At 72.0% G+C, this 18858-nt stretch carries 24 protein-coding genes; 9 read left to right on the plus strand and 15 right to left on the minus strand.

The features are described from left to right. Nucleotides 1-182 (plus strand): hypothetical protein (locus tag ACXYMW_RS16695; protein ID WP_459036467.1); only part of this gene is annotated, 182 nt, incomplete at its 5' end. Nucleotides 183-281: 99 nt separating this feature from the next. Here ACXYMW_RS16695 and ACXYMW_RS16700 read toward each other — a convergent pair. Further along, nucleotides 282-539, minus strand: a complete 258-nt coding sequence (locus ACXYMW_RS16700) for a BolA family protein (protein WP_459036468.1) — start codon at nt 537-539, stop codon at nt 282-284. A gap of 75 nt (nt 540-614) precedes the next feature. Between ACXYMW_RS16700 and ACXYMW_RS16705 the strand changes: the two genes are divergently transcribed. Continuing rightward, entirely contained in the window at nt 615-1244 is a 630-nt protein-coding gene (locus ACXYMW_RS16705; RefSeq protein WP_459036469.1) for a J domain-containing protein, read from the plus strand. Between the two features lie 133 nt (nt 1245-1377). On the opposite strand, the gene msrB is transcribed toward ACXYMW_RS16705, so the two are convergent. The 4 genes from msrB to ACXYMW_RS16725 form a co-directional block, all read right to left on the minus strand. Then, the gene (gene msrB / locus ACXYMW_RS16710; RefSeq protein WP_459036470.1) at nt 1378-1860 is read right to left on the minus strand and encodes a peptide-methionine (R)-S-oxide reductase MsrB; all 483 of its coding nucleotides are present in this window, start codon (nt 1858-1860) and stop codon (nt 1378-1380) included. Between the two features lie 89 nt (nt 1861-1949). Next, nucleotides 1950-2435 (minus strand): fasciclin domain-containing protein, encoded by a 486-nt coding sequence (locus tag ACXYMW_RS16715; protein ID WP_459036509.1) that lies wholly within the window; start codon nt 2433-2435, stop codon nt 1950-1952. A 204-nt stretch (nt 2436-2639) separates the two neighbouring features. Beyond that, nucleotides 2640-3344 (minus strand): anti-sigma factor, encoded by a 705-nt coding sequence (locus ACXYMW_RS16720; protein ID WP_459036471.1) that lies wholly within the window; start codon nt 3342-3344, stop codon nt 2640-2642. Then, entirely contained in the window at nt 3341-3886 is a 546-nt protein-coding gene (locus ACXYMW_RS16725; RefSeq protein ID WP_459036472.1) for a sigma-70 family RNA polymerase sigma factor, read from the minus strand. Before ACXYMW_RS16725 ends, ACXYMW_RS16720 begins: the two co-directional genes overlap by 4 nt. A 189-nt stretch (nt 3887-4075) precedes the next feature. Here ACXYMW_RS16725 and cobS point away from each other — a divergent pair, with 189 nt between their 5' ends. Next, complete coding sequence (cobS, locus tag ACXYMW_RS16730) at nt 4076-5062, plus strand: cobaltochelatase subunit CobS (RefSeq protein WP_459036510.1); 987 nt, start codon at nt 4076-4078, stop codon at nt 5060-5062. 1 nt (nt 5063) lies between these two features. Next, on the plus strand, nt 5064-5402 hold the full coding sequence (locus ACXYMW_RS16735) for a hypothetical protein (RefSeq protein ID WP_459036473.1): 339 nt from the start codon (nt 5064-5066) through the stop codon (nt 5400-5402). A gap of 21 nt (nt 5403-5423) precedes the next feature. On the opposite strand, the gene ACXYMW_RS16740 is transcribed toward ACXYMW_RS16735, so the two are convergent. From ACXYMW_RS16740 to mgtE, 3 genes are all read right to left on the minus strand, one after another. Then, the gene (locus ACXYMW_RS16740; RefSeq protein WP_459036474.1) at nt 5424-6191 is read right to left on the minus strand and encodes a M48 family metallopeptidase; all 768 of its coding nucleotides are present in this window, start codon (nt 6189-6191) and stop codon (nt 5424-5426) included. Between the two features lie 124 nt (nt 6192-6315). Continuing rightward, complete coding sequence (locus tag ACXYMW_RS16745; protein WP_459036475.1) at nt 6316-6876, minus strand: 5-formyltetrahydrofolate cyclo-ligase; 561 nt, start codon at nt 6874-6876, stop codon at nt 6316-6318. After that, nucleotides 6873-8270, minus strand: coding sequence for a magnesium transporter (mgtE, locus tag ACXYMW_RS16750; RefSeq protein ID WP_459036476.1), 1398 nt, complete (start codon nt 8268-8270; stop codon nt 6873-6875). The genes ACXYMW_RS16745 and mgtE overlap by 4 nt, the downstream gene beginning before the upstream one ends. Before the next feature lie 141 nt (nt 8271-8411). On the opposite strand from mgtE, the gene guaD reads away from it, so the two are divergent. After that, nucleotides 8412-9719: a guanine deaminase gene (gene guaD, locus ACXYMW_RS16755; RefSeq protein ID WP_459036477.1), complete on the plus strand. Its 1308-nt coding sequence runs from the start codon at nt 8412-8414 to the stop codon at nt 9717-9719. A gap of 5 nt (nt 9720-9724) precedes the next feature. Here the strand turns inward: guaD and ACXYMW_RS16760 are convergent, their stop codons facing one another. From ACXYMW_RS16760 to ACXYMW_RS16770, 3 genes are all read right to left on the minus strand, one after another. Continuing rightward, nucleotides 9725-11059, minus strand: coding sequence for an 8-oxoguanine deaminase (locus ACXYMW_RS16760; protein WP_459036478.1), 1335 nt, complete (start codon nt 11057-11059; stop codon nt 9725-9727). A gap of 93 nt (nt 11060-11152) precedes the next feature. Next, nucleotides 11153-11983 (minus strand): histidinol-phosphatase, encoded by an 831-nt coding sequence (gene hisN, locus ACXYMW_RS16765; RefSeq protein ID WP_459036479.1) that lies wholly within the window; start codon nt 11981-11983, stop codon nt 11153-11155. A 148-nt stretch (nt 11984-12131) separates the two neighbouring features. Further along, a complete protein-coding gene (locus ACXYMW_RS16770; RefSeq protein WP_459036480.1) occupies nt 12132-12503 on the minus strand; it encodes a helix-turn-helix domain-containing protein in 372 nt (123 codons plus the stop codon). Nucleotides 12504-12849: 346 nt separating this feature from the next. On the opposite strand from ACXYMW_RS16770, the gene ACXYMW_RS16775 reads away from it, so the two are divergent. Next, the gene (locus tag ACXYMW_RS16775) at nt 12850-13812 is read left to right on the plus strand and encodes an NADPH:quinone oxidoreductase family protein (RefSeq protein ID WP_459036481.1); all 963 of its coding nucleotides are present in this window, start codon (nt 12850-12852) and stop codon (nt 13810-13812) included. A 40-nt stretch (nt 13813-13852) separates the two neighbouring features. Here ACXYMW_RS16775 and ACXYMW_RS16780 read toward each other — a convergent pair whose 3' ends face one another. Next, nucleotides 13853-14749 (minus strand): LysR family transcriptional regulator, encoded by an 897-nt coding sequence (locus tag ACXYMW_RS16780; protein WP_459036482.1) that lies wholly within the window; start codon nt 14747-14749, stop codon nt 13853-13855. A gap of 139 nt (nt 14750-14888) precedes the next feature. Here ACXYMW_RS16780 and ACXYMW_RS16785 point away from each other — a divergent pair, with 139 nt between their 5' ends. Both ACXYMW_RS16785 and ACXYMW_RS16790 read left to right on the plus strand, forming a co-directional pair. After that, complete coding sequence (locus ACXYMW_RS16785; RefSeq protein WP_459036483.1) at nt 14889-15113, plus strand: DUF1127 domain-containing protein; 225 nt, start codon at nt 14889-14891, stop codon at nt 15111-15113. Between the two features lie 104 nt (nt 15114-15217). Continuing rightward, nucleotides 15218-15961, plus strand: a complete 744-nt coding sequence (locus ACXYMW_RS16790; protein WP_459036484.1) for a Bax inhibitor-1/YccA family protein — start codon at nt 15218-15220, stop codon at nt 15959-15961. Nucleotides 15962-16128: 167 nt separating this feature from the next. Here the strand turns inward: ACXYMW_RS16790 and ACXYMW_RS16795 are convergent, their stop codons facing one another. After that, nucleotides 16129-16908 carry an SDR family oxidoreductase gene (locus ACXYMW_RS16795; protein ID WP_459036485.1) on the minus strand — a complete coding sequence of 260 codons (780 nt, stop codon included), beginning with the start codon at nt 16906-16908 and terminating at the stop codon, nt 16129-16131. A 105-nt stretch (nt 16909-17013) separates the two neighbouring features. On the opposite strand from ACXYMW_RS16795, the gene ACXYMW_RS16800 reads away from it, so the two are divergent. Beyond that, nucleotides 17014-18024 carry a Hint domain-containing protein gene (locus ACXYMW_RS16800; protein WP_459036486.1) on the plus strand — a complete coding sequence of 337 codons (1011 nt, stop codon included), beginning with the start codon at nt 17014-17016 and terminating at the stop codon, nt 18022-18024. Nucleotides 18025-18116: 92 nt separating this feature from the next. Here the strand turns inward: ACXYMW_RS16800 and ACXYMW_RS16805 are convergent, their stop codons facing one another. Continuing rightward, nucleotides 18117-18491, minus strand: coding sequence for a SnoaL-like domain-containing protein (locus tag ACXYMW_RS16805; RefSeq protein WP_459036487.1), 375 nt, complete (start codon nt 18489-18491; stop codon nt 18117-18119). A 90-nt stretch (nt 18492-18581) separates the two neighbouring features. Then, nucleotides 18582-18833: a DUF7218 family protein gene (locus ACXYMW_RS16810; protein WP_459036488.1), complete on the minus strand. Its 252-nt coding sequence runs from the start codon at nt 18831-18833 to the stop codon at nt 18582-18584. Between the last annotated feature and the right edge of the window lie 25 nt (nt 18834-18858).

Consider the following 18858-nt stretch of genomic DNA (forward strand, 5'->3'; position numbering starts at 1 on the left):
CGGCCACGCCGCCGGCGCCGCGCGCCGATGAACCGGCGACCGGGGACGATGCCGCGCCGCTGCCCGGCGCGGCGCCGGACAAGCCCGCACCGCTGACCGCCGAGCGCGGCGATCAGGGGTCGGCGGTGCGCGACTTCACCCAGGCGCTGCGCGACCGGACGATCCGCGCCACCCGGGATTGAGGCGGCCGCCGGCCGCGCCGCCCCGGGGCGGCGCGCTGCCGGAGCGCGCGGGCGCGGCCCCGATTGCGGGCGCGGCCTCGTTCCCCGGGGCGCGCCGGGTCAGACGTCGAGGTCGAGCGACAGGGCGTGGATCGCCCCGACCAGATCGGCGCCCAGCGCCCGGTGCACCGCGCGGTGGCGGGCGATCCGCGACTGGCCCTCGAAGGCGGTGCTGCGCAGGGTGACGTGGAAATGCGATTCCCCGCCCTCCTGGTAGCCGGCATGGCCGCGATGGCGCTCGCTGTCGTCGCGCACCTCGATCAGGCGCGGCGCGAAGGCCGCCCGCAGGCGGGTCTCGATTTCATCCGTCCGTGACAATTTTCCGATCCTTCCCCCTACCGTCTGGGCGCGATTTGTCTAAACTCTGGCGTCCGAGTCGAAAAGAGGTGCCGTATGAGCAGACCAGACCCCTTCGGATTCGACATGTCCGTCTCCTCGGCGAAGAAGAAGAACCCCCGCGGCCGCCGGGGCATGTCGGGCGAATCCGAGACCTCGACGCGCATCTGCGATCACGAGGGCTGCAGGGAGGCGGGCAAGTTCCGGGCGCCCAAGGCGCCCGACGTGCTCGACGACTTCTACTGGTTCTGCAAGGACCACGTCCGCGAATACAATCTCAAATGGGACTTCTTCCACGGCAAAACCGAGGCCGAGATGAATGCCCAGGCCAGCGCCGACAAGGTCTGGGACCGCAAGACTAAGGACTGGCGCGACCCCGAGGCGCGGGCCTGGGCGCGGCTCGGCATCGAAGACCCGCACCAGGTGCTGGGCGACAATGCAACGCGCAATCCCGGCCGCAACGGCGGCGCCAGCGCCGGCCGGCGCCTGCCGCCCACCGAGAAACGCGCGGTGGAGATCCTGGAAGTTCCGGATACCAGCTCCAAGGCCGAGTTGCGCAAGGCCTACAAGGCGCTGATCAAGGTGCTGCACCCCGACATGAACGGCGGCGACCGCAGCCAGGAAGAGCAGCTGCAGCTGGTGGTCTGGGCCTGGGACCAGCTCAAGGACAGCCGCAACTTCAAGTGACCGCGCCGCGGCCGGCAGACGCCGGCGCGCGCCGCCGCTTCGGCGCCGCGGCCGGAGGCCCAGCGGTCCGGGCTTGAGGCGCGGCCCCCCGCGCAGGACGCGCGGGACCGCGCCGACCCGCGGGGCCGCCCGGTCAGGCGGCCTGGAAGGTCAGGCTCACCCCGTTGATGCAGTGCCGCAGGCCGGTCGGCGGCGGGCCGTCGTCGAAGACATGGCCGAGATGCGATCCGCAGCGCCGGCAATGCACCTCGGTGCGCAGCATGAAGAACGACCGGTCGCGCTTGGTGCCCACCGCATCCTCGGAGATCGGCTGCCAGAAGCTCGGCCAGCCGGTGCCGCTGTCGAACTTGTGCTCGGACGAGTAGAGCGGCAGGTCGCAGCCGCGGCACAGATAGCGGCCCGGCTCCTTGAGGTCGTTCAGCGGCGAGGTGAAGGCGCGCTCGGTGCCCTCCTCGCGCATCACGCGGTATTCCGCGTCGCTCAGCATGGCGCGCCATTCCGCCTCGCTGCGGGTGACCTCGAAATCGCCCTCGGCCGCGGCCCGCGCGGCGCCCGCGCCGAGCCCGGTCAAGCCCAGAACCGCCGCCCCGCGGCGCATGAAATCGCGTCTCATCATCTCGAACCCTCCTGTCTCGCCGGCGCGCCGGACGCGCCCGTCGCCGCTGAGGTGGGGGCGACGGACGCGTTTGCAAACCTGCCGGGCCGTCAGCCCGCCTGTCCAGCCGGCAACAGCACACGGTCGATCACGTGGATGACACCGTTCGACTGGCGCACGTCGGCGATCGTCACGGTGGCGCTGCGGCCGTTCTCGTCGGTCAGGGTGATGCGGTCGCCGTCGAGCCGCGCCTGCAGCGTGCAGCCGCCCACCGTGGCCACGGGGTGGGTGCCGCCGTCATCCGCGATCATCCCGGCGATGGCGTCCGACATGGCGCTGGCCGCGACCACGTGGCAGGTCAGGATCTGCGCAAGCTGGCCGCGGTTCTGGTCCATCATCAGCTGGCCGATGCTGTCCTTCGACAGCATCCCGAAGGCCGCGTCGGTCGGCGCGAAGACGGTGAACGGGCCGGCGCCGTTCAGCGTGTCGACGAGCTGGGCCTGCTGCACCGCCGCCACCAGCGTGGTGTGATCGGCCGAGTTCACGGCGTTCTCGACGATGGTGCGGTCGGCATACATGGCGGCGCCGCCGACCATCGGGTTGTCCTGCGCGGCGGCCGGGCCGGCCAGGGCGAGGCCCGCGGCGACGGCCAAGGGGCTCAGGGCGGCCAGGGGGGTCAGGGGGGTGCGGATCATCTTGTCGTCCTCCTCGTGGGTCACGATGCCGCCGGCTGTCGGCGGGATCATCGCAGTCACGAAGACCGGCGCGCCCCGGTTTCACGCCGCCCGCACGGGCCGCGTTCACGTTCCGGTGTAGGCCGTGACATCCGCGCGGCCCAGCACCGGACCGGTGGGCGCCCCGCCGGGCGCGCCGCCGGGCGGCTCGAGGCTGACCGCCACCACCGCGTCCGGCAGCAGCGCCGCGACGGCCGCGGGCAGCGCGCGGCGCACCGTCTCGGCGTCGCGCGGCACCAGCCCCAGCGACACCGGCGGCCCGTCCCCGGCGATCACCCAGAGTTCGAGGTCGCCCTCGGCGGGCGGGGCAAGGCCGCGGCGCCGGATCAGCAGCTCCCGCGTCTCGGGATAATACCCGGCATGCAGCCCGCCCTCTGCGAGCGCCAGCTCGGCCACCAGGGCGGGCCCCGGGGCCGCGGGCTGCAGCCAGCCCAGCCCCAGAGCCGCCCAGAGCAGCAGCGCCGCGGCGGCACCGCCAAGCCCGTAGGGCAGGATCTGCCGCCACAGGCCGGGCCGGGCCTCGCGGCCCCAGGCGGCATCCTCGATGCGCCGCCTGAGCGCCGCCGGCGGCACCACCGCGGGCACGTCGCGGCCGAGCAGCGCCAGGCTCTCGGTCCAGGCCACGACCCGCGCCTCGAGCGCGCGATCCTTCAGGATGCGGGCCTCGAAGGCGTCCGTCTCCTCGGGGGTGAGCAGGCCCAGCGCGTATTCCGCGGCCAGCGCGTCGTCGCCGCCGGGCAGGTCGTCCTCGCTGTCGCGGCCGGCATTCATCGGTCGAGGCAATCCCTGAGCTGGATCAGCGCCCGGCGCAGCCAGGTCCTGACGGTGTTGAGCTTGGCGCCGGTCATCGCGGCGAGTTCGGCGTAGCTGTGCCCCTCGAGATAGGCGCGCCGCACCAGCATGGCACGGTCGGGGGGCAATGTGCGCATGCAGGTCATGAGCAGCGCCGCCTCGGAGCGGTCGGCGGCCTGCTTCTCCGGACCCGGCCCCAGATCCGGCAGGGTCTCGGCCAGATCGATCCGCTCGGCCGGCCGGGCGGGGCGTTTGCGGCGCCGGTCGATGGCGATGTTGCGGGTCAGGGTGATCAGCCAGGTCATCGGCGAATAGCCGTTCACCCGGTAGAGCTCGGCGCGGTTCCAGACCCGGACATAGGCCTCCTGCAGCGCCTCCTCGGCCTCGGAGCGGTCGCCTAGCACGCGCAGGCAGATGCCGTAGAGCTTGGCCGAGGTCCGCTCGTAGAGCCGCGAGAACGCCTTGCGGTCGCCCAGCGCGATGCGCGCCAGCAGGTCCTCGATCTCCTGCTGCGGCGTCATGCGGTGCCCGTCATGCACTAGCGGTCATGCGTGTCGGCCTGCCTCTGTCGCGCGGCCCCCGGCCGCCGCCTCCCCGGGGCGGCAGGCCGCCGCCCTGGCGCCCTGTCCGGTCCCTTCCCCTTGCCCCCTCCCGCGATATGTTGCACCAGATGTCCGGTGCACGAACCCGACGAGAAAGGCGAAGACATCATGGCGGACGGCTCGATCGACATCAACGCCAAACCGACCGAGGAAATTTCGGTCCGCGAGGTCTTCGGCATCGACACCGACATGCATGTGCGCGCCTTCCCGGAGCGCACCGAACGGGTGCCGGATCTCGATTCGACCTACAAGTTCGACCCCGACACGACGCTCGCCATCCTGGCGGGCTTCAGCCACAACCGCCGGGTGATGATCCAGGGCTATCACGGAACCGGGAAATCGACCCATATCGAGCAGGTCGCGGCCCGGCTGAACTGGCCCTGCGTGCGAGTGAACCTCGACAGCCACATCTCCCGCATCGACCTGATCGGCAAGGACGCGATCAAGCTCAAGGACGGCGTGCAGGTCACCGAGTTCCAGGAGGGCATCCTGCCCTGGGCGCTGCGCAACCCGACCGCCATCGTCTTCGACGAATACGATGCCGGCCGCGCCGACGTGATGTTCGTGATCCAGCGGGTGCTCGAGGTCGACGGCAAGCTGACGCTGCTCGACCAGAACCAGGTGATCACCCCGCACAAGTATTTCCGCATCTTCGCCACCGCCAACACGGTTGGTCTGGGCGACACGACCGGGCTCTATCACGGCACCCAGCAGATCAACCAGGGCCAGATGGACCGCTGGTCGCTGGTCGCCACGCTGAACTACCTGTCGATCGACGCCGAGACCGCGATCGTGCTGTCGAAGTGCCCGCACTACAACACCGAGAAGGGCCGCCGCACGATCCGCCAGATGGTCACCGTGGCCGACCTGACGCGCACCGCCTTCATGAACGGCGACCTGTCGACGGTGATGTCGCCGCGCACGGTGATCGCCTGGGCGCAGAACGCCGAAATCTTCCACGACACCGGCTACGCCTTCCGGGTCTCGTTCCTCAACAAGTGCGACGAACTCGAGCGCCAGACCGTGGCCGAGTTCTACCAGCGCTGCTTCGACGAGGAACTGCCCGAGAGCGCCGCCCGGCTGGTCGCGCGCTGAGGTGAGCGCCCGGGCCGCAGCGCCGCTCCTCGTCCTCCTCGCGGGGACGGCGGCGGCCGACGGGGCCCGCGACGCCGCGACCTGCGCCGCGCTTTGGGAGGGCTATGCCCGGCAGGCCGCGCGCTCGGCGCATCTCGACGGCGCGGCGGAGGCGCGCGCCGACGCACAGTTCTGGACCGACCGCGCCGTGGCGCTTGGCGCCGACCCGGAGACGCTGGCGGCCGGGATCGCGCGCGAGGCGCCGGACATGCGGCTCATGGTCGAGGCCGCCATCGCCGGCGACCGGCAGAGCGCGGATCTGCTCGAGCGCGCGCTGGCGCGCTGCGACCGGCCGCGCTGAGCCGCTCGGCTTTCGCGGCTCTCAGCTTTCGCGGATTTCGGGCAGCATCTCGCGGATCTCGCGGATCCGCGAAGCCGGCGCCGGATGGGTGGCGAGGAATTCCGGCGGCCGGCCGGCCTGCGCCTCGGCCATGCGCTCCCAGAACGGGATGGCGGCGGCCGGGTCGAGCCCCGCCTGCCCGACAAGCGCCAGCCCCAGCCGGTCGGCCTCGAGCTCCTGGCCGCGTGAATAGGGCAGCGCCAGCCCGTAGCGCAGCCCCACGCCGAGCGCCGCCATGATCTCGGCGCCGAACTCGATCTCGGCGCTCTGCAGGAAGATCGCCGCGATGCGCTCCAGGATGCCCTGGGCGCGGGCGCTGCCCATCCGCTTGCGCGCATGATCGGCCTCCAGATGGCCGATCTCGTGGCCGATCACCGCCGCCAGCTCCGAGGCATTGCCGGCGAGGTCGTAGATGCCGCGAAACACCCCGATGCGGTTCCCCGGCAGCGCGAAGGCGTTGATCTCGGCGCTCTCGAAGGCCACCACCTCCCAGTCCGAGGGCTGCCCTCCGGCGGCGCGGATCAGCCGCTCCGAAAGCTCCGCCACCACGCCACTGAAGCGCGCATCGCGGCTCTCCGGCACCTCCGAGCGGATCTCGGCCCAGGCCGCCCGGCCCATCTCCGCGGCCTCCTCCTCGGAGACCAGCGCCGCGGCGCTGTCGCAGCCCGAGACGGCGCCGGCGAGCGGCAGCGTCGCGGTCCCGGCGAGGAAGCGGCGGCGGGAGAGATGGGTGGGACAGCAGCAGGGCATGGCAGTTCCTCGGGCCGGGGGCAGACGCAGGCAAAACCGGGGGCGCCCGGCCGGGTTCCGCCGCGATGCCGGTCAGCCCCTAGCGCCCTCCCTTAGCGCCCTCGCGGCGGCCGCAGTCCCGGCGTCAGGATGCCGGGGTCAGGCAGCCCGCCTCGGTGACGATGAGGTCGAGCGGCTGATCGGTGGGCTCGAGTGGCAGGTCCGGATCCTCCTGCGCCGCATAGGCGAAGCCGATGGCGAGCGTCGGCCGGGCGGCGCGCAGGCGCTCCAGCGTGCGGTCGTAGAAGCCGCCGCCATAGCCCAGCCGCGCCCCGCTCCGCGCAAAGGCCACCAGCGGCACGATCAGCAGCTCGGGCTCCAGCCATTCGGTCCGGGCCGGGATGCGGGCGCCGAACGGGCCTTCCACGAGCTCCGCGCCGGGCCACCAGCGGGCGAAGCGCAGCGGCCGGCCCTCGGCCTCGATCACCGGCACCGCGACCGGGCCGTGGCGCGCCGCCTCGGCCATTGCCGGCAGCGGGTCGATCTCGGTCCGGATCGGCATGTAGCCCGCCAGCGGCCGGCCGCGATGGCGCGCCAGCACCCCGGCCAGATGCGCCGCCGGGGCCTCGGGCCGCGCCGCATGCGCCGCCTTGCGCCGCGCGAAGGCGGCGCGCCGGGCGGCGTCCTTGCGCGCCGCCAGGGTCACAGCAGCACCAGGACGGCGAGCCCGAGGAAGGCGAAGAAGCCCACCACGTCGGTGACCGTGGTCACGAAGGCGCCGGAGGCCAGCGCCGGGTCGACGCCGACCTTCTCGAGCAGGATCGGGATGCCGATCCCGGCGAGCCCCGCCACCACGAGGTTGATCACCATCGCCGCGGCGATCACCCCGCCCAGCGCCGGCGAGCCGAACCAGACCATGCCGACCACCGCCATGATCAGCGCGAAGGCCAGCCCGTTGACCAGGCCGACGACGATCTCGCGCCGGATCACCCGCACCGCGTTCGACCCGGTGAGGTCGCGCGTCGCCAGGGCCCGGACCGCCACGGTCAGCGACTGCGTGCCGGCATTGCCGCCCATCGAGGCCACGATGGGCATCAGCACCGCCAGCGCGGTGATCTGCGCGATGGCGCTCTCGAACTGGGCGATCACCAGGCTGGCCAAGACCGCGGTCACCAGGTTCACCGCGAGCCAGGGAAAGCGCTGCTTGGTGGTCTCGAAGACGGTGTCGGAGAGCGAGCTTTCCTCGCCCACCCCGGCGAGGCGCAGGATGTCCTCCTCGTTCTCCTCGTCGAGCACCGCCATGGCGTCGTCGATGGTGATGACGCCGACCAGGCGGTCGTTCTCGTCCACCACCGGCGCCGAGATCAGGTGGTACTGGTTGAAGGCATAGGCGACGTCGCCCTCGTAGCGGGTCGCCGGGATGACGTGGAAGCTCTCGTCGGTGATGTCAGCGAGCCGGACCTCGCGGCGCGAGGCCATGACCTTGCCCAGCGCCACCTTGGCCACCGGCCGGAGCCGCGGATCGACCAGGATGACGTGGTAGAACTGGTCCGGCAGGTCGTCGGAATTGCGCATGAAGTCGATGGCCTCGCCCACCGTCCAGTGCTCGGGGGCCATCACCACCTCGCGCTGCATCAGGCGGCCGGCGGAATAGTCCGGATAGGTCAGCGATTGCTGCACCGCCACCCGGTCGGCATCCTCCAGCACGTCGAGGATGGTCTCGCGCTGCGGCTCCTCCAGATCCTCGAGCAGGTCGACCACGTCGTCGGAATCGAGCTCGCGCACCGCGTCGGCCAGGACCTGCGGCCGCAGGATGCCGATCACCTCCTCGCGGATGCCCTCCTCGAGCTCGGTGAGGATCTCGCCGTCGAATTCCTTGTCGTAGAGCCGGATCAGCTGCATCCGCTCGAAGGCGCTGATCTGTTCCAGCATGTCGGCGATGTCGGCGGCGTGCAGCGGCTCGAGCAGCGCCACCAGCGTGTCGCGGTCGCTGGCTTCCACCGCGGCGCGGATCGCGGCGATGGTGCGCGGGTCCAGCGTGTAGGCGTCGTCCTCGTCGCTTTCGGGTTCCGGGGCGATGTCGGTCTGGTGTTCGGTCATCCGCCTCTCGAGCCTCCTTCGCGCGCCGGTCCCGCCTGCGGCGGACCATATGGCAGGGCGAAACCGAAGCACAGGGGCGGCGGCGATTTACCTTCGCGCGGCAGCGACCTAGGCTCGCCGGGTCGGTGGAACGGGGGCAAAATGGGCGCGGAAACATTGCTGCTGGGGCGGGTCCTGATCTGGACCGGAGACGCCCTCCGCCACGGCCCGGAGGCGGCGCGCGTCCAAGAGGACGGCGGCGTGCTGCTGCGCGACGGCCTCATCGCCGGGGTCGGCGACGGCGCGACCCTGCGCGCCGGACATCCCGCGGCGGCGGTCCGGGACTTCGGCACCGCGCTGATCTGCCCGGGCTTCGTCGACGCCCATGTGCATTACCCGCAGACCGCGATCATCGCGAGCTGGGGCAAGCGGCTGATCGACTGGCTGAACACCTACACCTTTCCCGAGGAATCGCGGTTCCAAGACCCCGGCTACGCCGCCGCCATCGCGGCGCGCTATCTCGACCTCACCGCGGCGCAGGGCACCACCACCGTGGCGAGCTACTGCACCAGCCACCCCGAAAGCGCCGAGGCGCTCTTTGCCGAGGCCCGGCGGCGCGGCCAGCGGCTGCTCGCCGGCAAGACCTGCATGGACCGCAACGCGCCCGACGCGCTCTGCGACAGCGCCGCGCGGGCCTACGACGAATCGAAGGCGCTGATCGCGCGCTGGCACGGACGCGACCGGCTCTCCTACATCGTCACGCCGCGCTTCGCGCCGACCTCGACGCGGGCCCAGCTGGAAGCGCTCGGCGCGCTCTGGGCCGAGCATCCCGACTGCCTGATGCAGACCCATCTGAGCGAGCAGCCCGACGAGATCGCCTGGGTGGCCGAGCTGTTCCCCGAGGCGCGCGACTATCTCGACGTCTACGAGCGCGCCGGCCTTCTGGGACGGGGCGCGGTCTTCGGCCACGCCATCCACCTCGCGCCGAGGGAGCGCGCGCGGCTCCTCGAGGCGGGCGCGGCGGTGGCGCATTGCCCGACCTCGAACACCTTCATCGGCTCGGGTCTCTTCGACCTGCCCGGGCTCGCCGCCGAGGGGCTGCGGATCGGGCTGGCCACCGATACCGGCGGAGGCTCCTCCTTCTCGATGTTGCGCACCATGGCCGCGGCCTACGAGATCGCCCAGCTGCGCGGCACCGCGCTGCATCCCGCGGCGCTGCTCTGGCTGGCCACCGCGGGCTCGGCCGCGGCGCTGGGGCTCGGCGACCGGATCGGCGCGGTCGCCGAGGGCATGGAGGCCGATCTCTGCGTGCTCGACCTCGCCTCCACCCCGGCCATCGCGCAGCGCGCCGACCGCGCCGAGGACACTTGGGAGGCGGTGTTTCCCACCCTCATGATGGGCGACGACCGCGCCGTGGTCTCGGTCTGGATCGGCGGGCGCGAGGCGGCGGGCCGCGCCGCGGCGGCCTGACCTCCCTACCCGGCGAGCCGCCGCGCCAGCGCGCGGTGCCGCGCCAGGACGGCGCCGAGGTCGAGGCTGGAAAGATGGCCGTCGCGCACCACCTGGCGGCCCTCGACGAAGAGATGGCGCACCCGGGTCGGCCCGGCGAGGGGCAGCGCCGCCGGGTCCCAGCTGCCGGCGCTCTCCACCGCGTCGAGATCCCAGAGCGCCAGATCGGCGCGGAAGCCCACGGCAACCTGGCCGATATCGTCGCGCCCCAGCACCTCCGCCCCGCCCCGGGTCGCTAGGCGAAGCGCGGCGCGCGGGCTCATGGCGTCGGCACCCTGCGCCACCCGCTGCAAAAGCAGCGCCTGGCGCGCCTCGGCCGCGAGGTTGCCGCTGTCGTTCGAGGCCGAGCCGTCGACGCCGAGCCCCACCGGCACCCCGGCGGCCAGCATCGCCGCCACCGGGGCGATCCCCGATCCCAGCCGGCAATTCGAGCAGGGGCAATGCGCGACGCCGGTGCGGCTGCGGGCGAAGAGGTCGATCTCGCCCGCATCGAGCTGCACGCAATGGGCGTGCCAGACATCCGGGCCGGTCCAGCCCAGATCCTCGGCATATTGCCCGGGCCGGCAGCCGAAGGTGGCCAGCGAATAGGCCACGTCCTCTTCGTTCTCGGCCAGGTGGGTGTGCAGCCGCACGCCCTTGTCGCGGGCCAGCAGCGCGGCGTCGCGCATCAGCTCGCGGCTGACCGAGAAGGGCGAACAGGGCGCCACGCCGACGCGCACCATGGCGCCGGGCCGGGGATCGTGGAAGGCGTCGATGACGCGCAGGCAATCCTCGAGGATCGCCGCCTCTCCCTCGACCAGCGCGTCGGGCGGCAGGCCGCCGGCGCTCTCGCCGATCGACATGGCGCCCCGGGTCGGGTGGAAGCGCAGGCCGATCTCCGTGGCCGCGGCGATGGTGTCGTCGAGCCGGGCGCCGTTCGGGAACAGGTATAGATGGTCGGACGAGGTCGTGCAGCCCGACAGCGCCAGTTCCGCCAGCCCGGTCAGCGCCGAGACGCGCATCTCCTCGGGGCCGAAGCGCGCCCAGACGGGATAGAGCCGCCGCAGCCAGCCGAAGAGCAGCGCGTCCTGCGCCCCCGGCACCGCGCGGGTCAGCGTCTGGTAGAGGTGGTGATGGGTGTTCACGAGCCCCGGCGTGACCAGGCAGGAGGAGGCCTCGACGCTTTCCCCGGCGCTCTCGAGGTTGCGCCCGATGGCGGCGATGACGCCGTCGCGGATCAGGATGTCGGTCTCGGAAAACTCGCTATCGGCATCGTCCATGGTGACGATGGCACGCGCGTTGCGGATCAGGATTTCGGGCATGGGCCGCCTTCCGGTCAGGATCGCCCCTTTCGGTGACACACCGCGCGGCGCGACAGAAAGGGACCGGAAGGACTCGCGCCGCCGCCGCCCGTTCTAGCCCGTCGCGCCGGCGCTGTCAGCCCCGAGCAGCGCCAGCGCGGCGCGGTGGACCCCGGCATTGGCCGCCGCGATCACCCGGCCGCCGCGATGCGCGGGCCCGCCCTGCCAGTCGGTGACGATGCCGCCCGCCGCCTCGATCACCGCGATCGGGGCGTGGATGTCGTAGGGGTGCAGCCCGGCCTCGATCACCAGATCGACCTGGCCCAAGGCAAGCAGCGCGTAGGCGTAGCAGTCGCAGCCGTAGCGCACCAGCCCGGCGGCCTCCGCCACGCGGCCGAAGGCGGTGCGGTCGGCGGGCTCGCCGATCTCCGGGAAGGTGGTCATTAGCACCGCCTCGGAAAGCGGCCGCGCGGCCCGCGTTGCCAGCGCGCCGCCGCCATGCGGCCCGCGCCACTCGGCGCGGCCGAGCCCGCCGATGAAGCGTTCGCCGATATAGGGCTGGTCGATGAGGCCGAAGCGCGGCCCCGAGGCGTCGGAGGCGGCGATCAGCACCCCCCAGACCGGGGTGCCGGCGAGAAAGCCGCGGGTGCCGTCGATCGGGTCGAGCACCCAGGTCAGCCCGCTGCGGCCCGGCGCGTGGCCCTCCTCCTCGCCGAGGATGCCGTCCTCGGGACGGCGCTCGGCCAGCACCGCGCGCATCGCCGCCTCGGCGGCGCGGTCGGCGGCGGTCACCGGGTCGAAGCCGGTGCTAGCCTTGTTGGCGATGTCGAGGGAGGCGGTGCGGAAATGCGGCAGGATCGCGCGGCGGGCGGCATCGGCCAGCGCCTCGGCGGTGGCGGCGATCGCGTCGGCATCGGCAAAGGCATCGGCGGAGGTGTCGGTCATGTCCGGGCTTCCTTCGGGCTGCCGGCGCAGCGCTACAGGCTGCATCGCGGCGCCACAAGGGCCGGGACGGGGACGCGGCCGCGGCGGCCGGTCGGAGTGGCAGCCGGCCCGCCGCCGCCAGGGCGGCGGGGGGCCGGACGCGATGGTGTCAGGCCACGTCGGAGAGCACGCGCGCCAGTTCGAACAGGCGGCGGCGCTGGTTTTCCGGAATGGCGTAGTAGGAGCGGATCAGATCCAGGGCTTCCTTGTCGCCGAACAGATCGGCGGGAACGCTGCCCGAGGACGGGGCCTCTTCGGTCTCGGCATCGATGCCCTCGAAGAAGAAGCTGACCGAAACGTCGAGCGCATCGGCGATGTCCCAGAGACGGGAGGCACTGACGCGGTTGGCGCCGGTCTCGTATTTCTGGATTTGCTGAAACTTGATACCGACCCGTTCAGCGAGTTGCTGCTGGGTCATGCCCACCAGCCAACGGCGGTGACGAATGCGTTTGCCCACGTGGACATCGACAGGATGCGTCATTCAAACTTTCCTTGCGCTTCACTTTACCTTCACCCCAAAACCGACGCGTCCCGCCCCAAAATACGAGCCGGACAAACGTCAGCAGCAGCTGCGCACCCCTACAGCCTTCAGCGAACTTGCCCTAAAGCCGGGAATTGCGCAAGCGCAACCGTAGCGGAAACTCCGTTTGGGTCAAAACACGCATTCGTAGCCATGGATTGTTCGCGTAACGACAACAATCCTTGCCTGTCCGGGGACTTGGCAGGCTTGCGACCTCCGGTCCGGTTGACAGCGCCGCGCCGCGGCCCGCATCCATCCGGCGCCATGCGGGAAACCCGTCCCGCACCATCCGCAGCGGAGATCTGTCATGCGCGCCTTCCGAATTTCCTCCTCCGGGGCCGACCCCGCGCTCGAGGACATCCCCGCGCCGGAGCCCGGTCCGGGCGAGATCGGCGTGCGAATCGCCGCCTGCGGCCTGAACTTCGCCGATCTGCTGATGATCCGCGGCACCTACCAGGACATGCCGGAGCCGCCCTTCACCATGGGCATGGAGATCGCCGGCACCGTCGAGCGCGTGGGCGCGGATGTCGCGGGCTTCGCCCCGGGCGACCGGGTGGCGGTGTTCGGCGGCCAGGGCGGGCTGGCCGAGCAGGGCTGCTTCGAGGCGCGCCGCGCCGTGCGCCTGCCCGAGGGCATGCCGATGGTCGATGCCGCGGCCTTCCAGATCGCTTACGGCACCTCGCATCTCGCCCTCGATCACCGGGCCCGGCTGCAGCCCGGCGAGACGCTGCTGGTGCTGGGCGCCGGCGGCGGCGTCGGGCTGACCGCGGTCGAGGTGGGCAAGGTGATGGGCGCCACGGTGATCGCCGCGGCGCGCGGCGCCGACAAGCTCGAAGCCGCCCGGGCGGCGGGCGCGGATCACCTGATCGACCTCGCGCGCGAGGACCTGCGCGACGCGGTGCGCGGGCTCGGCGGCGCCGACGTGATCTACGACCCGGTGGGCGGCGAGCACTTCACCGCCGCCTTCCGCGCCTGCAAGCCCGAGGCGCGCATCCTCGCCATCGGCTTCGCCTCGGGCGAGGTGCCGCAGGTCAAGGCCAACCACCTGCTGGTCAAGAACGTGAGCCTCCTGGGCTTCTACTGGGGCGGCTACCTGGCCTTCCGGCCGGACCTTCTGACCGGCAGCCTGGCGACGCTGCTCGAATGGTACCGCGCGGGGCGCATCCGCCCGCATGTCAGCCACGTCCTGCCGCTCGACCGCGCCGCCGAGGGGCTGGAGCTGCTGCGCGACCGCAGCGCCACCGGCAAGGTGGTGATCACCGCCGAGTGACCGGCGGCCCGGGGGCCGCGGGCGCGCCCTGCCCCCGCGCTCAGACCGGGGCGGGCATTGCGGCCATCGCGGGCCGCGGCGCCGCCGCCGCCCCGGCCTGCGCCGCGAAGCCCTGCCGCACCATCGCCGCCAGCGCCTGCGCCGCGGTGCCGGTGGCGCGGTCGGCATAGAGGTGGATCTCCATGGCGCCCAGATCCGGCAGCGCGCCGCCGGGATCGATCGCCGCCAGTTGCGGCGGCGCGTGCCCCTCGAGCAGCGCCACCACCCCGAGATCGGCCGAGACCGCCGCCTCGATGGAGCGGTCGCTGTCGGAATCGATGACCTGGAACCACGGGATGCCGGCGGCGTCGAGGCGCCGGATCACCCCGGCCCGGAAGGCGCAGATCCGCGCCTGGGCATAGGGCAGCGGCCGCTGCCGCCAGGCCGTCCCGCCCGGCGCGCCGTACCAGCGCAGCGGCGCGCTGTGCAGCGCCTCGCCGGTCCCCGCCTCCTCGGTGGTCAGGATCAGGTCGAACTCGCCGTTGCCGTGGCGCTCGAGCAGGCTGAACGTGTGCGCGGTGATCAGCCGCACCTGCATGCGCGGATAGGCGGCGTGGAAGCTCTGCAGGATGCGCGGGATCACCGGGTAGAGAATGTCCTCGGGCACGCCGAAGCGAATCTCGCCCTCCAGCGCCTCGTCGGTCAGGCGGGCATAGATTTCGTCGTTGAGTGCCACCATGCGGCGGGCATAGGCCAGGAGCTGTTCGCCCGAGGAGGTCAGCGCGACGCCGCGGCCGGCCCGCTCCAGGAGCTTGAGATCGAGCATGTCCTCGAGCCGCTTGAGCTGCATCGAGACGGCGGATTGCGTGAGATTGAGAAGCCGTGCGGCGCGGGTCACGCCGCCGGTTTCGGCCACCGCGGCGAAGGAGCGCAGGGTGGCGAGATCGAGATTGCGCATTCATCATCCCCCGTGATGACAGTGCCCACAAGCATTCGTTTCACAAAATCCCTAAACGCGCAATACTCATCTTCAGACCGGATCGGACACGCCGCGGCCATCACGCGGACTGAACCGTCCCCCCGAAGGAGATACCGCCATGTTCCTCGCCACCCTCTCTCCCCTCGCCCGCCTCCGGCCACACCGCCTTGCGGGCTGGCAACCGCTGGCGCAGCTGCGCCGCTGGCGGGCCCTGCAGCGCAGCCGCGCGGCGCTGGCCGATCTCGACGATGCCCGGCTCGGCGATCTCGGCATCGACCGGCGCGCGGCGCAGCGCGAGGCGGCCCGCCCGTTCTGGGATGTCCCCGATCACTGGCGGCTGTGATCACGTCCACTCCGATCTTGAAAACCGCGGACTTCCTCCCGATATTCGTGCCAGAAAACCGGGTCCTTCAGCCCGGGACACTCGGGTTCAATTCGGAGGCTCAGATGGCAGAATACAGAACGATGCGGGCGGGGGCTGCGGCCGGCGTCCGCAGCGCGCAGATCGACGAGGGCCTGCGCGCCCACATGAACAAGGTCTATGGCACGATGTCGGTGGGCATGCTGCTCACCTTCCTCGTCGCCTGGGCGGTGGGCACCAGCCCGGAGCTTCTGTCGGTGTTCCGCGACCCGGCCACGCTGCAGCCCAACATCCTCGGCTGGATCGTCATGTTCGCGCCGCTGATCATGGTCTTCGCCTTCGGCGCCGCGATCAACCGGCTCTCCGCGGCCGGCGCGCAGACCTTCTTCTACGTCTTCGCGGCGGTGATGGGCCTGTCGCTGGCCTGGATCTTCGTGGCCTTCACCGGCTTCTCGATCGCCCAGGTCTTTCTCGTGACCTCGATCGCCTTCGCCGGCCTGTCGCTCTACGGCTACGTCACCAAGAAGGACCTGTCCGGCATGGGCACCTTCCTGATGATGGGCGTGATCGGCCTCGTCGTGGCGATGATCGTGAACATCTTCCTCGCCAGCCCGGCGATCCACTTCGCGATCACCATCCTCGGCGTGCTGATCTTCGCCGGCCTCACCGCCTACGACACGCAGTCGATCAAGAACGAGTACGTGGCCCATGCCCAGCACGGCGACCGCGAATGGCTCGGCAAGGCGGCGATCATGGGGGCGCTCCGGCTCTACCTCGACTTCATCAACATGTTCATGTTCCTGCTGCAGCTGATGGGCAACCGCGAGTAAGCGGCGCCCTCGCGCCCCGACCGGGCCGGGGCGCAGGACCAGAGGCAGAAGGGGCCGGCCGCGGGGCCGGCCCCTTTTTCGTGCCGGCGGGGAGTGCCGCCGAGGGCGGGCCGGGGGCGCTGCCCCCGGACCCCCGGGATATTTCCGCTCAGAAGAAGGGGCGGCGGTCAGAGCGTGGCGTTGACGGCGCCGCCATCGAGGAGCCAGTTCTGGCCCACCACGAAGCCGGCATGGGTCGAGCACAGGAAGGCGCAGGTGCGGCCGAACTCGTCGGCGGTGCCGTAGCGCCGGGCCGGGATCGTCGCCTCGCGGCGGCGCCGCGCCTCGGCGGCGGAGATGCCCTCGGCCTCGGCGACGCCGGCATCGAGCGCGGTGGCGCGGGCGGTGTCGTGGATGCCGGGCAGCAGGTTGTTGATGGTCACGCCGAAGGGCGCCACCTGCCGCGCGGTGCCGGCGACATAGCCGGTCAGCCCGCTGCGGGCGGCGTTCGAGAGACCCAGCGCCGGGATCGGCGCCTTCACCGATTGCGAGGTGATGTTGACCACCCGGCCCCAGCCGCGGTCGCACATGCCGGGCAGCAGCGCCGTCATCAGCGCGATCGGCGCCAGCATGTTGGCGTCGAGCGCGGCGATGAAATCCGCGCGCTGCCAGTCCGACCAGAGCCCCGGCGGCGGGCCGCCGGCATTGGTGACCAGGATGTCGACGGCGCCGGCGGCTTCGAGCACCCGGGCCCGGCCCTCGGCGCTGACGATGTCGGCGGCGACGGTGGTGACCGTCACGCCGTGGCGCGCCCGCAGCTCCTCCGAGGTGCGCTCCAGCGCCTCGGCGCCGCGCGCGTTCAGCACCAGTTCGGCGCCGGCCTCGGCCAGCGCCTCGGCGCAGCCCCGCCCCAGCCCCTTCGATGCCGCGCAGACCAGTGCGCGGCGTCCCGCGATCCCGAGATCCATGGCCGTCCCCTCCGTTCCGTGTTCCGTGTTCCGTGCCGTGTTCCTTTGCCGCCCCCACTCATGATAGGGTCCGGCATTCGGCACAAGCGCCCTTCCGGAGCCAGGATGCGACACGACCCCTCTCCCCGCCCCGGCCTCGAGGTGCTGGCCGCGGAGCAGCTGCGCGCGGTGCGCGGCGCCAATCTCGGCGATGGCGTGGGGCCGGCCCACGACCTCGTCCCCGACGATGTCTACCGCCTGACCGGGGCCGCGGCGCCGCGCCGGCTGGCGCTCGATCTTGGCACCGCGCCGCCCTTCCGCGTCGCCGCGGGCGGCACGGCGGGCCGGCCCGGCGCGCTTCTGCACTTCGATTGCCGGCTGACCTTCATGACCCCGGAGGGCGACATGGCCGAGGCGCTGGTGCTGGTCGAGACCGACCCGGAGGGCCGCGTCGGGGAGGTGCACCTGCACCCGCTGGGCGCGCTGGTGCCGCAGCGCGACTACACGCTGGTGGGCATCGACACCGAGACCGCGCTGCAGGCCTTCGCCGAGGCCGCCTGCACGTCGTTCGCGCGCGGCACGCGGATCACCCTGGCCTCGGGGGCGCAGCGGCGGATCGAGGATCTGCGCCCGGGCGAGCGAGTGCTGACCCGCGACGACGGCGCCCAGCCGATCCGCTGGCTCGGCCAGCGCATAATGCGCGCCGGCGGCGCCTTCGCCCCGGTGGTGATCCGCGCCGGCACCCTGCACAACAGCGGCGATCTGGTGGTCAGCCCCGATCACCGGCTCTTCGTCTACCAGCGCCGCGACCGGGTCGGCGCCGGGCGCGCCGAACTGATGGTGCGCGCCCGGCATCTCGTGAACGGGCGCAGCGTGATCCGCCGCCCCGGCGGCTATGTCGAGTATCACCAGATGCTCTTCGACCGGCACTGCATCGTCTATGCCGAGGGCATCGCGGCGGAATCCATGCGGCTCGATTCGCGCACCCGGGCGGTGCTGCCCGGGGAGCTCGACGCCGAGGCGGCGGACCTGCTGGCCCGGCACGGCGCGAGCGGCCACGACGCGTTCGAGGTCGAGGAGCGGCTGCTGGCGCGGGACGACGCGGCCGAGCTGCTGCGCCGCTCCTCGCTGGGCTGACCCCGGACGGGAAACGGCCCGGGGGCGCCGGCGAAGCCATCCGCGATGCGGCGCGGGGCCGCGCCGGGGCGGCGCCGCAATCAGCCGGGAGTTCAGCCGGGATTGTAGAAGAATTCCTCGCGCACGATGCGGTCATTGGCGACGTGGTAGACCGCCACCTCGCGCATCTGCCAGCGCTGGCCGGATCTGGTCTCGGTGGCATCGACGTCGAAGATCACCGCGAAGCGGTCCTCGCCGTGCAGGAAAGGCCCCTCCACCTGGGCGGAATGGACCTCGAAATTCTGCTCCCACCATTCGTGCTTGCCGCGGATCGCGTCGCGGCCCCGGGTCTCCCGGCCGGTGCCGTCGGGGCCCGCCGCCGCCTCCATCGAGACCGCGTCCTCGGCGTAGAGGGCGTCGAGATTCTGCTTGGCGCGGTCCTCCCGGCAGCCCTTCACCAATTCGTCCGCAATCGCCTTGAGCTGCATCACACCCTCCCACGTGTTCGCATTCCGTTCCAGCTTGCGGCAGAATCGGCACGACGGCAAGGATGCGGTGGGCGGCCGGTCCGACCGGGCTCAGTGATTGCGCAGCGCCGCGATCAGCGCATCCTTGGTCATCCCGGAGCGACCCTCGATGCCGATCTCCTGCGCCCGCGCGTAGAGGTCGTCCTTGGTCCACTCCTCGTAGGGCGGCGCCTTGCCGCCCTTCTGCGCCGGGTTCTGGCTGTCGTTGGCCTGGGCGTTGGAGATCCGCGCCGCCTTCTCCTTCGACATGCCGTCGTCGCGCAGGTCGCGATAGAGCTTTTCGTCCTTGATCGATTTCGCCATGGGAGCCTCCCGGTGCCGCGGCAAG

It is taken from the genome of Roseivivax sp. CAU 1761 (genome assembly GCF_054482755.1).